The organism is Rhodococcus sp. IEGM 1381 (genome assembly GCF_030056795.1).
GTDB lineage: Bacteria > Actinomycetota > Actinomycetes > Mycobacteriales > Mycobacteriaceae > Rhodococcoides.
In genome coordinates this window covers 40,727-54,362 of the sequence record NZ_JASHKQ010000018.1, presented here as the reverse complement: position 1 = coordinate 54,362, position 13,636 = coordinate 40,727, and the positions used below count along the sequence as shown (strand labels likewise).

Here is a 13,636-nt window from a genome sequence, read left to right as displayed (position 1 = left end):
TCAGTTCTCCTGTTTCGAGGTGTCGCCGAGCAGGCGGGTGCACAGGCGGTCGAACTCTTCGCCCCACCCCGCCTGATCGGTGCGTGCAAGTCCGCCGAGTTCTACTACAGTACGTCGTGACTCACCCTCGGCGGTGAGTCGGACCCAGATTCTGCGACGCTTGATCACCAGTGAGACCAGCAGCCCGCCCATCATGGTGATCGCGAATATCAGTACCCAGGTCTGGGCGGGATCGTGCGAGACCTGGAGGTTGACGAATTCCTCGGCCCCGTCGAACGTGACGATGGTGCCGTCGCTCAGCGTCGCCGATTCACCCGGCTTCAGGTTGACGCGGTCCTGCTTGACGAGCCTGCCCTGAGCCACCATTTCCTGATCGAGCGAGAAGATGGACTGCGGCAGCCCGGTGTCCAGTCCGGTGTCGCCCTTGTAGATGTCGATGGCGACGGCGGGATCGTTCATCGCAGGGAAGCTCGACGACAGCAGGGCCCCCTGCAACGACGCAGTCGGCGCGAACAGTCCTTCGATCGCAATCTGATTCTTCCGACGGTCCAACGGGTCGGGGTACAACCCACCGGGCGGGTCGACGCGCAGCACTCCGCTGGAGAGGAAGGTCGTCGCGTCCGTCGGTTGCCACTGAATGGTGTCGGTGCGGGTCTCACCGTTCGGGAACGTCACGGTGAAGGTCGGTGCGTAGCCGTGGCCTTGCAGGTAGACGCGGTCTCCCGCGACGCGAAGCGGATCGTTTACCTTCAGCTGATCGTCGCGCCACACGTTGTTCGTCAGGTCGTCGCCGGCCTGGTATTCGATGTTGGAAGTGAACATCTCGGCCTGGCCGTTGTCGAGGTAGTCGGCCTGAAAGTCCTTGACGCGCACGCACAGTGGCTCGAGGTCGGTGCCGTCGACGAGATTGCCTGCGCGGAACGAGTCGTAGTTCGCGGGGGTCGAGGTGCAGAACCCGGGGCCGTCGTCGGCGATCACGATGCGGTTGCCCTCGTAGCCGAGCAGTTTGCCCATGGCGATCGCGGCCAACAGCCCGACGAGGGAGAGGTGGAACACGAGGTTGCCGAGTTCACGGACGTACCCCTTCTCGGCCGAGAGCGTCACCGTCCCGTTGTCCTCGGATCGCTGGGCCACGCGCCAACCGCGAAGCTGAGCACGCACCTCTCCGGCAATGTCCTCGGGGGTTCCGTCGATGTCGTACCGACTGTGGTGCGGCAGCCGCGAGAGATTGCGGGGCGCGCGAACAGGCTTTGTACGCAACTGCTTTGCGTGCTCGATGCAGCGCGGCAGGATGCAGCCGATCAACGAGACGAACAACAGTGCGTAGATCGCGGTGAACCAGAAGCTGCCGAACACGTCGAACAGCTCGAACTTGTCCATGATCGGGCCGAGGGTCGGACGGTTGGCGATGTACTCGTCGACCTTGCCCGCGTTGAGGCTGCGTTGCGGCACCAGGGCACCGGGCACCGCGGCGAATGCCAGCAGGAACAGCAGCACCAGCGCGGTTCGCATGCTGGTCAGCCCGCGCCAGGTGTTGCGAATCAGGGCCACTCCCCCGCCCAGCACCGACTGCTTGTGGGGTGGCGACGCCTCGGTGCGCTCTTCGGTATCAGCGGTCATATCGGCAACACCACATCGGAGACGAAGGCGTCGCGTACCCAACCGACGAACTGATCCCAGGCACCGGTGACCAGTGCAATTCCTACCGCTATCAACATGATTCCGCCGAACACCTGTATCTGTCGTGCGTGTGTACGCAGCCAGCCGACGCCTCGCAGCGCGCTGACCGAACCGAACGCGAGGATCACGAACGGCAATCCCAGACCGAGGCAGTAGGCCACGATGAGGGTGACGCCGCGCGCTGCCGTCGCACCGTCGGTGCCTGCGGCGAGCGAGATGACGCCTGCGAGTGTGGGCCCGAGGCACGGGGTCCACCCGAGTGCAAACACGCCGCCGAGCAACGGAGCTCCGGCCAGTGAACCGATCTGCTTCGGCTCGAAGCGCACATCACGCTGCAAAGCAGGGATAAGTCCGACGAACACCAGACCCATGGCGATGGTGACGACGCCGCCGATGCGCATGAGCAGCTCACGGTTGATCGCCAGCACCGAAATCGCCCCGAACACCGATGCGGTCGCAAGAACGAACACCACGGTGAAGCCGAGTACGAACAGGCCCGCTGCCCCGGCCACGCGCACTCGACCGCTGCGCACCTTGGTCTTGACGGCGGCCTCGTCGGCGCTGACGGCCGGAGCGTCCGCTCCGACGACGCCGGCGAGATACGACAGATAACCCGGCACCAGCGGTACGACGCACGGCGAGGCGAAAGAGACGAGCCCGGCCAGGACGCAGGCTCCGAGGGCCAGGAACAGCGGCCCTGAGGCCGCAGCTTCCTGAAAACTCGCGCCTATCCCGGCCAGAAATGTCACGTTCACGGCTGCACTGGCTCCTCGGCTGCTATCCGTTCGACGACGGGCTGCAGATCCTCGGCGAGCAGTTCACGCAGGAATACTGCGGCGACGCGGTGCTGTCGGTCGAGCACGATGGTCGTCGGAATGACGGAGGTGGGAACGCCGCCGAGCGCGGTCAGGGTGCGCATCGGCGGGTCGTAGATCGAGGAGTAGGTGACGTTGTTGCTGACGACGAAGTCCTGTGCGGCGGTTTGTGATTCGTCGCGCACGTTGATCCCGAGAAATTCGACGCCAGAGGACTTGGTGGCCTCGTAGACCTTCTCGAGATCGTCGGCTTCACCGCGGCACGGACCGCACCACTGCCCCCAGACGTTGAGTACGACGACGTCACCGTCGTAATCCGACAGCGAGGTCGTCCTGCCCTCGGTCATCAGGTCGGGCCCGGACAGTTCGCCGAGGGCACCGCGGTCGGACGGCGGATCGTAGAAGATGTCGGTCTTGCCGCCCGGCGAGACGAACTGGAAGGTACCGCCCTGAGCAACCGCGTCGGTGCCGGTCGAACAACCGGCAACGAGGGCCACAGCGGCAACGGCGAGCAGAAACCTACGCACCGGAGATCCTCGGGTCGGACGCTCCCGCTGGCTCGGAGTAGACGAGGTCGACGAGCTGATCGCCCTCGTAGACCAGCGACGTCAGCGACGCGAGTCCGCACTGGCGATTGCGCGGGTCGTGCCAGAGCCGGTCGCCCTGCAGGAAGCGGCGAAGCGTCCACACCGGGAGTTGGTGGCTGACGCAGACGGCCTCGTGTCCGACGGCCGCGACGCGGGCAGCGTTGACGGCGGCGAGCATGCGGTGCGCAATCTGCAGGTACGGCTCGCCCCAGGACGGGGTGAACGGATCGCGCAATTTCCACCAGTGTCGTGGCCGCCGCAGTGCGCCGTCGCCCACTGCCACGCGCAGTCCCTCGAACTCGTTTCCCGCTTCGATCAGGTTCTCGTCTTCGACGATCGTCAGTCCGTGCGCGGCTGCGATGGGAGCCGCGGTCTCCTGAGCACGCAGGAGCGGAGATGCGACGACGTGAGTGATGTCGTGACCGGCGAGCGCATCCGCCACCGACTTGGCCTGCGACTGGCCTGTCACCGACAGCTTGAAGCCCGGCAGCCGTCCGTAGAGGATGCCCTTGGGGTTGTGCACCTCGCCGTGCCGGAGGACGTGCACGATCGTGCGCGTCGTCGAGTGCGGATGTGTTGCGGGGGCCTCGGTCACGTCGGGGTCCTGTTTCTCGTTAGTCGGATGGTGATCACTTCTGTGTAGACATCACAGTGGTGCTGCAGCAGCTGCGGCGGCCTTCGCGGCGGCCGGGGCCGCGTCGGCGATGATCGAGAACGCGTCGTCGTCGAGGGCTGCGGAGACGAACCAGGCCTCGAATGCGCTCGGCGGCGGATAGACACCGCGCGAGAGGAAAGCGTGGAAGAACGCCGGGTATCGCCATGTCTGCGCGGCTTTGGCCTGCGCGTAATCGGTGACGGGTCCATCGGCGAAGAACACACTCACCATACTGCCCGCGAACTGCACCTGATGGGTGACGCCTTCGGCGGTGAGGGCATCGCCGAGCAACGTTCCGAGCCGTTGCGAGTTTGCCTGCAACTTCTCGTAGACGGCTGCGTCGGCCAGTTGCAGGCTCATCAGACCGGCTGCGACGGCCACGGGGTTACCGCTGAGCGTGCCCGCCTGGTACACCGGCCCGGCCGGCGCGAGGTAGGCCATGATGTCTGCTCGGCCACCGAATGCGGCAGCGGGCAGTCCACCGGACATGACCTTGCCGAAGGTGTACAGGTCGCCTGCGACACCGTCGATGCCGTACCAACCGGCGGCGCTGACGCGGAACCCGGTCATCACCTCATCCATGATCAGCAGCGCGCCGTGCTCGGTCGCAAGACGGCGCAGTCCCTCGTTGAAGCCGGTGACCGGGGCGATCGCGCCCATGTTGCCTGCGGCGGCCTCGGTGATGATGCAGGCGATCTGGCCGGAGTTGGCCTCGAACGCGGCGGAAACAGCGGCGAGGTCGTTGTAGGGAACGACGATGGTGTCCGACGCCTGAGCACCGGTGACTCCCGGAGATGTCGGGAGTCCGAAGGTGGCCAGACCTGAACCTGCGTCGGCGAGCAGCGCATCGACGTGGCCGTGGTAGCAGCCGGAGAACTTCAGGATCTTGGTGCGGCCGGTGAATCCGCGAGCCAGACGCACCGCGCTCATGGTGGCCTCTGTGCCCGAATTCACAAGGCGAACCTGGTCGACGGGGCCGACTCGACGGACAATTTCTTCGGCGAGTTCGATTTCACGCTCGGTGGGTGCGCCGAACGACAGGCCGGTTGCCGCGGCCTTCTGGACGGCTTCGACGATGGCCGGGTGAGCGTGCCCGTGGATCATCGGGCCCCAGGACGAGATGAGGTCGACGTAGGACTTCCCGTCGGCGTCGATCATCGTGTATCCGCTGGCCTGCGTGATGAACCGTGGGGTCCCGCCGACAGATGCGAAGGCCCGCACCGGCGAGTTGACGCCACCGGGAATCACCGTGCTCGCGCGAGCGAAAAGTTGGGCCGATACGGGGGCGTCGTCGCCGAGAGAAACAGTCACGACTTCCAGTGTCCCAGGTTCGGCGAAATCACCAACTACAGGGCGTAATAATGCGCTCGCCCGACAGCCTCAGTCCTTGTCGGTTTTCTTGTCATCGGGCATGAACACCATCGCGATCAGGATGATGCCCCAGATGCCGAGGGGCCACAGAGGCCAGTAAGAGGTCGGCTCGCCGTCGGAGATCCACTGAACGGCCCAGATTCCGTTCATGACGACGGCACCGCCGAACCACCAGCGCCACTCGTCCAGATACTCGCGCCACTCGCTCCTCGTGTGAGCGACATCGACCGCTGTCGATTTCTCTGCGGCCGGCAAGTCGCGAACGACCTCGGCCAAGTCACCGCGAGTGGTCGACGCCCATACCGTGTCGAGGCGTTGTTCGTACTCGACCAACGTCAAGCGGCCCTCGCTCATGGCCAGGCCGAGTGTGTTCACGACGACCTCACGTTCGTCGTTGCTCACGCGCAGGTCGAGCCGATTGTTCTTGTCGAGATTCTTCCCCATGCGCAGCCTCCCGGTACCCGTGTCCGTTTTATCACCTTAACGGTTGAGTGAGCTGCACACCGGGTAGTTGGTTTCGATGACGAACACCGATAGAACGAACACCGACAACTCCGCGGACGGCGTCACCAAGGTCGCTGAATTGATGTCCGAAGCCGGACTCTGCATGTTCACCACAGTCGGCCGAGACGGCCACCTCATCTCGCGCCCGATGGCGCTGCAGGAAGCCGAGTTCGACGGCGACCTGTGGTTCTTCGCCGCACGCGACTCCCGCAAGGTGGCCGACATCGCGGCGAATCCAACGGTCAACGTCTCGTTTCAGTCCGGCGAAGGCTGGGTGTCCCTGTCCGGCACCGCGGCCGTCGTCGAGAACCGGACGAAGGCCGAGGAACTGTGGAACACCCGGGCGGCCACGTGGTTCGAGAAGAACCCCGATTCCCGGGAGGTGGCACTGATACACGTGGCCGCCGAAGGTGCGGAGTACTGGTCGACCCCCGGATCGAAGGTCTCGAATCTGATGGCCTACGCCAAGGCCAAGATCACCAACGAGCGGCCGAACCTCGGCGAACACGAGGTCGTCGAACTCGAACTACCTCAGACGTCGACGAACTAGTTCTGCTGGTGCCGGGGTGCTGTCGGGGGCACGTCCGGATCGCCTAGGACGTTCCGGTGGCCTGCGACGTTGCGGTCGTTCGCCACACTGCGGTCGCCGGCGATGTCCCGGTCATCTGTTGCATTGCGGCTCACGACGTTCCGATCGCCCGTCGCATTGCGGTCGCCCACGACGTCACGGTCGCCTGCGACATTCCGGTCATCTCGCACGTTGCGGTCGTGTGTCATGTTCCGGTCGTTCTTCACGTCCGGGTCGATCCGATTCGCGCGCTCGAACTCCGAGTCGACCTCGTCGCGGGACGACGCGGCGACACCCTGATGAGACTGCGCCTGCTGCGCAAGTTTCTCCGCCTCGGCGGCTTTGACGTCGGCCTCGGCCTGCGCCCGACGCGCTTTGGCCTCACTTTCGCGAGCCAGCAGCTCACGCTCCTCGACGATGGCCGCTTGATCGGCTGCCTTCTCGCGAATATCGTTCGCTTCCAGCCTCTTTCGCTCCTTGCCTTTGCGCGCCACGACCAGGGCGACGGCAACGACCAACACTACGACGACTACTGCAACGATGATCCACACTGCGGTACTCATAATTGGAACTCCCGATCTGTTTCGAATGCCGAAGCGGCAGACGTTCCCTGTCGGTTACCCGAGTAACGAATCAGTAAACTCGCCGAGCGTCGTGCGGGCGAGCGCAAGGAATTCATTCTCGTCCAACGCGCCTGCACCGCCGGGCACGCACGCGATCAGCTCGACGCCCGTCGCGAGCGGCAACTCCTCCAGGTTGACCCGCGCCGCCAGACTCGGTTCGGTCGGCCACGACCCGATGACCAGGCCGGAACACGTCACGCCCGCTGCACGCACAGCTGCGACGGTCAGCGCGCTGTGATTGAGCGTCCCCAGCTCTGCCCCTGCCACGACCAGAACCGATGAGCCGACGGCACCGGCGATATCGAGCGCGGTGAACCCTCCGGCACCCAGGCGCACCGCTACTCCGCCCGCGCCCTCGACCAGAACGAGGTCGTGGGTCTCGTCGAGTACGAGAACCGCGTCGACGACGGCGTCGAGTTCGAGCATCGGCCGACCCGATCGGCGGGCCGCGACATCGGGCGCAAGCGGCTCGGGGTACCGCGCCAGCTCGATTCCGCGAACCCCCGAAAGACGTTCCACCACATCGATATCCGACTCGTCCGTGCAATCGTCACCGATTCCGGTCTGCGCCGGTTTGCACACCGCCACGGACCGTCCACCTGCCTGTGCTGCAGCCGCGAGTGCAGCGGTGATCACGGTCTTGCCGACGCCGGTCGACGTTCCCGTCACGAGTAGAACCGTCACCACAGAACCTTCGCGAGGACCGACGCGGCACGGTCGACATCGGAATCGGTGAGATCGGCGCGCGCGGTCAGTCGGAGTCGAGACCCGTCGGCCGGAACCGACGGTGGCCGGAAGCATCCGACGCGGACGCCGAGCTCGAGGCAGTCCTCCGCCGCGCGTACCGCACGCTGCGCGTCGCCCAGGACCACCGGAACCACCGCCGATTTCGTCGGTTCGACGCCCGATGCGGCGGCCAGTTGCGTTGCTCGCACGCCGATCGAATGCACCCGGTCGGGTTCGCCACGCAGGACGGTCAGCGCGGCCGATGCTGCGCCCACCGACGCCGGGGCGAGCCCGGTGTCGAAGACGAAGGTCCGCGCACCGTGCAGCACCTGCGTGCGAACCGCTGCCGGGCCGAGTACGACGCCACCCTGCGACCCGAGTGCCTTGGACAACGTCGCGGTGATCACCAGATCGGGCGCACCAGCCAGTCCGGCGTCGTGGACGGCTCCCCGGCCGCCGTCCCCACGTACGCCCAATCCGTGCGCTTCGTCGACGACGAGCACCGCGTTCCGTCTCCGACACACCGCGTACAGCTCGGCCAGTGGCGCGAGATCGCCGTCGGCGCTGAACACCGAGTCGGTGACCACGAGGGCCCGCTGTTCGGGACGCTCACGCAACAGCTCGTCGACGTGCTCGGGATCGCAGTGCCGAGCGATGGCCACCCGTGCCCGCGACAGGCGGCAGGCGTCGATAAGCGATGCGTGCGACGCGGCGTCGGAGATAACCAGCGCGTCTCGGCCCGCCAGTGCCGTCACGATCCCGAGATTGGCGGTGTAGCCGGAGGAGAACACCAGCCCGGACTGGGCCCCGACAAAATCGGCTAGTTCCTCCTCCAGTCGCTCGTGTGCCGTCGTCGTGCCGGTGACGAGCCGCGATCCGGTGGATCCGCCGCCCCATCGGCGCACGGCAGCGCAGGCCCCGTCGACGACGGCCGGATGTCGGGCCAGGCCGAGGTAGTCGTTCGACGCCAGATCCAGAACCGTGTCCCCGGCTGTGCGGGCAATGACGACGCGCTCGAGTCCGGCCTCGCGTCGGTCGCGCGCGGCGGCGTCGAGCCACTCCAGTGCGGTCATGGCAGCACCATACTTGAACGCTGTTCAAGTATGGCTTCGGGCCACCGCCAGCATGGCGTCGGCGATGGCAGCCACCTCCGCATCGGTGCAGATGAACGGCGGCATCGCATACACCAGACGGCCGAACGGCCGCAGCCACACTCCCGCTTCGACGGCCGCTGCCGTGGCCCGTGCCATGTCCACCGGGCTGTGCATCTCGATCACCCCGATCCCGCCCAGCACCCGGACGTCGGCGACGCCCGGCAGCGAACGAGCAGGTGCCAACCCCGCTGCCAAACCCGATGCCAAACCTGCGACCTCGGCGCGCCAATCGCGCGAGAGCAGCAGTTCCACCGAGGCCACCGCGATCGCGCACGCCAGTGGATTACCCATGAACGTCGGCCCGTGCATCAGGCCTCCGGCCTCCCCGCCCGAGACCGTCGTAGCCACCTCGGTGGTGCACAGCGTCGCCGCCAGGGTCAGATAGCCGCCGGTCAATGCTTTGCCGACGCACATGATGTCTGGTGCGACGCCCGCGTGGTCGGCGGCGAACAACTGCCCGGTCCGGCCGAAGCCGGTCGCGATCTCGTCGAAGATCAGCAGCACGCCGTACTCGTCGGCCAGGCGACGCAGCTCGACCAGGTACTGCGCATCGTGAAATCGCATACCGCCGGCACCCTGCACTATCGGTTCGACGATGATCGCCGCCAGTTCGCTCGCGTGTTCGCTCAGTACCCGCTCGAATTCGGCGACGTACCCGGCGTCGAACTCCGCGGGCGGAGCCGGAGCGAACACCTGCTTCGCCAGCACTTCGGTCCACAGTGTGTGCATTCCACCATCCGGATCGCACACGCTCATCGGAGCGAACGTGTCTCCGTGGTACCCGCCGCGCCAGGTCAACAGCCGAGTGCGACCGTGCTCGCCGCGGCCACGCCAGTACTGCAACGCCATCTTCACCGCGACCTCGACCGAGACCGATCCGGAATCGGCGAGGAACACCTTGTCGAGCCCGGCGGGGGTGATCTCGACCAGCAGCTCGGCCAACCTCGCCGCCGGAGCGTGCGTCAGTCCGCCGAACATCACGTGACTCATCCGGCCCAGCTGATCGTGCGCGGCGGCGTCGAGCACCGGGTGGCGGTAGCCGTGCACCGCCGCCCACCACGAACTCATCCCGTCGATCAGCTGCCTGCCGTCGGCAAGGCTCAGTCGCACCCCGGATGCACTCTCGACCACCAGCGGTGTCCCACTCGCAGGAAACCGGCTGTAGGGGTGCCACAGGTGGTCGGAGTCGATTCGACGGACGTCCTCGGAAGTCAGCACGCCACAGCACCCTGCCACAGCAACCCAGCGGAACCGACTCCCTCACCCTCGAAGGCGAAATGTCCGAATCCGTTAGCATCGCAGCATGATGACGCCGCGCACCACGACGAGACTCGCAGGTGCCGCCCTCGTGGCAACTCTGACACTCGCTGCCTGCGGGGGTGCAGCCGAGGCACCGTCGCCCACGAGCACCACCACGGCACCGGCCTTCGCCGTCGACACCTCCACTGCGCTGGGTGCGCTCAACGACCGGATTCTGCAGTGGATCAACGGCGAGAACGCACCCGATCCCACCGAGGTGGAGGCCGTCGTCGGGCCCGAGTTGGCAGAGGCGGTCGCTCCGCTCGGCGGACTCGTCACCCCACTCGAACAATTGCGCGCCGGTGCACCGAACGTGGCCACAGGTTTCGAGGCCGGCCCCGATACCGGCGTCCTGCGCTTCACCACCGCCGGCGTCCCGGCCACGATCTCTACCTCGATCGGTGCCGACGGCAAGCTCGACGGATTCCTGGCCAAGCCCGATACCCCCGAGGTCTCGTCGTTCGACGACCTCGATGCGGCGCTGTCGAAGGTGGCCCCGAAGTACTCCTACAGTGCGTCTCGTCTCAACGGTGGTGACTGCGAGGCCGTCTACTCCACCAATGCGGACGCAGTGCTCCCGCTGGGTTCGGTGTTCAAGTTGTACGTCCTCGGCGCGCTCACCGACGAGATCGAGGCAGGCACGGTTCGGTGGAACGAGCAGCTCACCGTTCGCGACGCGACCAAGAGCGCGCCGTCGGGCGAGTTGCAGAATCTGCCCGACGGCACCGCGGTGTCGGTTCGCGAGGCCGCGGAGAAGATGATCTCGTTGTCCGACAACACCGCAACGGATCTGTTGATGGAACGACTCGGGCGCGACCGCGTCGAACGCCAGCTCGGTGTCATGGGACATCACGATCCGTCGGTCATGACGCCGATGATGGACACCCGGCAGTTCTTCGTCATCGGATTCGGCGATCCGAACATGCGGGCCGAGTGGTCGGGTGCAGACCCCAGCGGCCGGGTCGAGCTGCTGGCCCGAGCGGACGCGCGGCCACTCGAGATCGACTTCGAGAACTTCCTCGACAATCCGGCGTCGGCCGAGGGCGTCGAGTGGTTCGCCAATGCGCAGGACGTCTGTGCGGCGATGGGTTATCTCGCCTCGGGTCCGGCAGCGGAGGAGAACCGCCGGATTCTGGCGATCACTCCGGGCGTGCAGCTCGACGCCGCACTGTGGCCGTACTCGGGCTTCAAGGGCGGCAATGCACCCGGTGACCTCGCCGGCGCATTCCTGGCCACCGATGCGTCCGGTCAGGACTGGATCGTCACCGAACAATTCCAGGCCGACGGAGCGATCGATCTGATCCCGTCCAGCTACGCGTTCCTCGTTGCTCAGGAGGCATTCGCGCTACTGAAGTAGGTGTGATTTGTAACATCGATGTTACTGCTGCATTACACTCGCAGTCGTGGAGGCACAACACGAACCAGCCCAGCACGCGTGGCCGTCAGGCTTCAAAGAGTTCCTGGTCAGGGAATTCGCCGACTTCAGTCCCCTGGTCACCAGGGCTCTGGAGGACAACTGTGCGTCGCTGTTCCACGACGGTCCGTACGCGAAAACGGGCTTCTGGCGCACCTGCAGAGCGGTGTTCAAAGAATTCGTCTGGCCGGTCTGAGTTTCCGGCCCTCACGGGCGGCGGCAAAAGGTTACCGTCGAGTATGGCAACCACAACGGATCACCTTCGGAACACTCTGGACGGCCGCTGGCGAGATGTGAAGAACGAGGCGCGCACACAGCTGGCGCGCGACGAGTTCCGACCGCACTACACGCCGAACACCGTCATCGCCCGCACCAAAGCACTCGAGCAACTCAAGCTCCTCGCCGCCGCCGGTGCTGCCGACAACGGCTTCAAGAAGGAACACGGCGGTACCGGGGACGTCGGCGCAGCGGTGACGATGATCGAGATGCTCGCAATGAGCGACCTGTCGCTGATGGTCAAGGCCGGCGTCCAGTGGGGACTGTTCGGTGGTGCCATCGAAAATCTCGGCACCGAACGCCACCACGAGGCCTACGTCCCCAAGATCATCAACCTCGAACTGCTCGGCTGTTTCGCCATGACCGAGACCGGGCACGGCAGCGACGTGCAATCGCTCGAGACCACGGCCACGTACGACCCGAAGACGGACGAGTTCGTCATCAACTCTCCGACGCCGTCCTCGCGTAAGGACTACATCGGCGGTGCCGCCGAAACCGCGACCGTCGCCGCTGTGTTCGCTCAGCTCATCACCGCAGGCCCGGGCGAGGAGCCCGAAAGCCACGGCGTGCACTGCTTCTTCGTTCCACTCCGCGACGAGAACGGTGACGACCTGCCCGGTGTCACCACCTCGGACTGCCAGTACAAGGGCGGTCTTCCCGGCGTCGACAACGGCCGCCTGATGTTCGATCACGTCCGCATCCCGCGAGACAACCTGCTCAACAAGTACGCCGACGTGTCCGACGACGGTACGTACTCCTCCCCCATCGAGAACAAGTCTCGACGGTTCTTCACGATGCTCGGCACGTTGATCCGCGGCCGTGTCACGGTCGGCGGCAGTGCCGCTGCGGCGGCCCGCGTCGCCCTCGACATCGCGACGCGATACGCGTTGCAGCGCAGGCAGTTCGCTGCACCGGATTCCGATCAGGAAGTTCTGATCATGGACTATCTGGTGCATCAGCGTCGGCTGTTCCCGCTCATCGCCAAGTCCTACGCCCTGCAGTTCGCGCAGAACGAACTTGTGTCGAAGATGCACGAGTTGCAGACGGCGGACAGCCCCGACGCCGAGGAGCAGCGCGAGCTCGAGGCGCGCGCAGCCGGCCTCAAGGCTGCGAACACCTGGCATGCGACCGCCGCGATTCAGGAAGCCCGCGAAGCATGCGGCGGCGCAGGCTATCTCGCCGAGAACCGGCTGATCTCACTCAAAGCCGACACGGACGTGTTCACCACGTTCGAGGGCGACAACCATGTGCTCACTCAGCTGGTGGCCAAGGAATTGCTCACCGCGTACGCCGACGACGTCAAGTCCATGAGCCCGGTCGAATGGGTCAAGTTCGCCGCCGACATGGTCGGTGACCGAGTGGTCAAACGCACTGCGGCACAAGCGATCATGCAGACCATCCTGGACCGCCGCCAGGACAATGAGGAAGAGGGCTCGCTGTTCAACCGCGGTACTCAGGTCAAGATGTTCGAGGATCGTGAGGAATACCTGCTCTCCACCGTCGCGCGCCGGTTGCAGTCCAAGTCCAAGGAAACCAGCCCGTTCGAGGCGTTCAATGCGGTGCAGGATCACGTGCTGCACGCGGCGGGCGCGCACATCGATCGCATCATTTTCGAGGCCTTCATCGCCGGCATCGAGTCGTGCGAGGACCCCGCCACCAAGGATCTCCTCGACGAGGTCTGTGACCTGTACGCCCTCTCGGTGATTGAGAAGGACAAGGCCTGGTTCATCGAGCACCGCTACCTGTCTACCGAGCGGTCCAAGGCCGTCACCCGCGCCATCAACGAGCGCTGCCGCACACTGCGTCCGCACGCTGAGTTGCTCGTCGACGGTTTCGGTGTGCCCGACGCGTTGGTCGGTGCGGCGATGCTCGGCGAGCCGGGAGCGGGAACCGAGGAAGAGCCGGCCGCCAACCCCAGTCACGCGCACTGACGAAGTAGTACGACGCCGAGGTGCGGGTCCCCT

14 protein-coding genes are annotated in these 13,636 nt (G+C 65.7%); 4 read left to right on the top strand and 10 right to left on the bottom strand.

Annotated elements, in window-relative coordinates; genetic code table 11:
- The 6 genes from resB to QM797_RS23470 form a co-directional block, all read right to left on the bottom strand.
- A complete protein-coding gene (resB, locus tag QM797_RS23495; protein ID WP_283278071.1) occupies nt 1-1,620 on the bottom strand; it encodes a cytochrome c biogenesis protein ResB in 1,620 nt (539 codons plus the stop codon).
- On the bottom strand, nt 1,617-2,435 hold the full coding sequence (locus tag QM797_RS23490) for a cytochrome c biogenesis CcdA family protein (protein ID WP_283278070.1): 819 nt from the start codon (nt 2,433-2,435) through the stop codon (nt 1,617-1,619). Before QM797_RS23490 ends, resB begins: the two co-directional genes overlap by 4 nt.
- Complete coding sequence (locus tag QM797_RS23485) at nt 2,432-3,022, bottom strand: TlpA disulfide reductase family protein (RefSeq protein WP_283278069.1); 591 nt, start codon at nt 3,020-3,022, stop codon at nt 2,432-2,434. The genes QM797_RS23490 and QM797_RS23485 overlap by 4 nt, the downstream gene beginning before the upstream one ends.
- Entirely contained in the window at nt 3,015-3,677 is a 663-nt protein-coding gene (locus tag QM797_RS23480; RefSeq protein WP_283278068.1) for a histidine phosphatase family protein, read from the bottom strand. The genes QM797_RS23485 and QM797_RS23480 overlap by 8 nt, the downstream gene beginning before the upstream one ends.
- 51 nt (nt 3,678-3,728) lie before the next feature.
- The gene (gene hemL / locus QM797_RS23475) at nt 3,729-5,048 is read right to left on the bottom strand and encodes a glutamate-1-semialdehyde 2,1-aminomutase (RefSeq protein WP_283278067.1); all 1,320 of its coding nucleotides are present in this window, start codon (nt 5,046-5,048) and stop codon (nt 3,729-3,731) included.
- A gap of 69 nt (nt 5,049-5,117) precedes the next feature.
- The gene (locus QM797_RS23470) at nt 5,118-5,552 is read right to left on the bottom strand and encodes a DUF1707 SHOCT-like domain-containing protein (RefSeq protein WP_283278066.1); all 435 of its coding nucleotides are present in this window, start codon (nt 5,550-5,552) and stop codon (nt 5,118-5,120) included.
- 76 nt (nt 5,553-5,628) lie between these two features.
- Between QM797_RS23470 and QM797_RS23465 the strand changes: the two genes are divergently transcribed.
- Nucleotides 5,629-6,162 (top strand): pyridoxamine 5'-phosphate oxidase family protein, encoded by a 534-nt coding sequence (locus QM797_RS23465; protein ID WP_283278065.1) that lies wholly within the window; start codon nt 5,629-5,631, stop codon nt 6,160-6,162.
- On the opposite strand, the gene QM797_RS23460 is transcribed toward QM797_RS23465, so the two are convergent.
- Genes QM797_RS23460 through QM797_RS23445 form a run of 4 tightly spaced genes read right to left on the bottom strand, consistent with a single transcriptional unit; the run spans nt 6,159 to nt 9,898 of the window.
- Entirely contained in the window at nt 6,159-6,743 is a 585-nt protein-coding gene (locus tag QM797_RS23460) for a hypothetical protein (RefSeq protein ID WP_283278064.1), read from the bottom strand. The two genes, QM797_RS23465 and QM797_RS23460, sit on opposite strands and share 4 nt — an antisense overlap.
- Before the next feature lie 54 nt (nt 6,744-6,797).
- Nucleotides 6,798-7,487 carry a dethiobiotin synthase gene (gene bioD / locus QM797_RS23455; protein WP_283278063.1) on the bottom strand — a complete coding sequence of 230 codons (690 nt, stop codon included), beginning with the start codon at nt 7,485-7,487 and terminating at the stop codon, nt 6,798-6,800.
- On the bottom strand, nt 7,484-8,602 hold the full coding sequence (locus QM797_RS23450; RefSeq protein ID WP_283278062.1) for an 8-amino-7-oxononanoate synthase: 1,119 nt from the start codon (nt 8,600-8,602) through the stop codon (nt 7,484-7,486). The genes bioD and QM797_RS23450 overlap by 4 nt, the downstream gene beginning before the upstream one ends.
- A gap of 24 nt (nt 8,603-8,626) precedes the next feature.
- Nucleotides 8,627-9,898 carry an adenosylmethionine--8-amino-7-oxononanoate transaminase gene (locus QM797_RS23445; RefSeq protein ID WP_502942387.1) on the bottom strand — a complete coding sequence of 424 codons (1,272 nt, stop codon included), beginning with the start codon at nt 9,896-9,898 and terminating at the stop codon, nt 8,627-8,629.
- An 88-nt stretch (nt 9,899-9,986) separates the two neighbouring features.
- Between QM797_RS23445 and QM797_RS23440 the strand changes: the two genes are divergently transcribed.
- From QM797_RS23440 to QM797_RS23430, 3 genes are read left to right on the top strand one after another with little or no spacing between them, the layout of a single operon-like run.
- Entirely contained in the window at nt 9,987-11,339 is a 1,353-nt protein-coding gene (locus QM797_RS23440) for a serine hydrolase (RefSeq protein ID WP_283278060.1), read from the top strand.
- 46 nt (nt 11,340-11,385) lie between these two features.
- Nucleotides 11,386-11,592 carry an inositol 2-dehydrogenase gene (locus QM797_RS23435; protein WP_283278059.1) on the top strand — a complete coding sequence of 69 codons (207 nt, stop codon included), beginning with the start codon at nt 11,386-11,388 and terminating at the stop codon, nt 11,590-11,592.
- A 43-nt stretch (nt 11,593-11,635) separates the two neighbouring features.
- The gene (locus QM797_RS23430; protein ID WP_283278058.1) at nt 11,636-13,603 is read left to right on the top strand and encodes an acyl-CoA dehydrogenase family protein; all 1,968 of its coding nucleotides are present in this window, start codon (nt 11,636-11,638) and stop codon (nt 13,601-13,603) included.
- Nucleotides 13,604-13,636: the final 33 nt, after the last annotated feature.

What these genes read in the sequence shown, in the direction of transcription:
- QM797_RS23440 (WP_283278060.1), top strand. Translation starts at nt 9,987, where the DNA reads ATGATGACGCCGCGCACCACGACGAGACTCGCAGGTGCCGCCCTCGTG.
- QM797_RS23470 (WP_283278066.1), bottom strand. Translation starts at nt 5,552, where the DNA reads ATGGGGAAGAATCTCGACAAGAACAATCGGCTCGACCTGCGCGTGAGC.
- QM797_RS23465 (WP_283278065.1), top strand. Translation starts at nt 5,629, where the DNA reads ATGACGAACACCGATAGAACGAACACCGACAACTCCGCGGACGGCGTC.
- QM797_RS23460 (WP_283278064.1), bottom strand. Translation starts at nt 6,743, where the DNA reads ATGAGTACCGCAGTGTGGATCATCGTTGCAGTAGTCGTCGTAGTGTTG.
- resB (WP_283278071.1), bottom strand. Translation starts at nt 1,620, where the DNA reads ATGACCGCTGATACCGAAGAGCGCACCGAGGCGTCGCCACCCCACAAG.
- QM797_RS23450 (WP_283278062.1), bottom strand. Translation starts at nt 8,602, where the DNA reads ATGACCGCACTGGAGTGGCTCGACGCCGCCGCGCGCGACCGACGCGAG.
- QM797_RS23430 (WP_283278058.1), top strand. Translation starts at nt 11,636, where the DNA reads ATGGCAACCACAACGGATCACCTTCGGAACACTCTGGACGGCCGCTGG.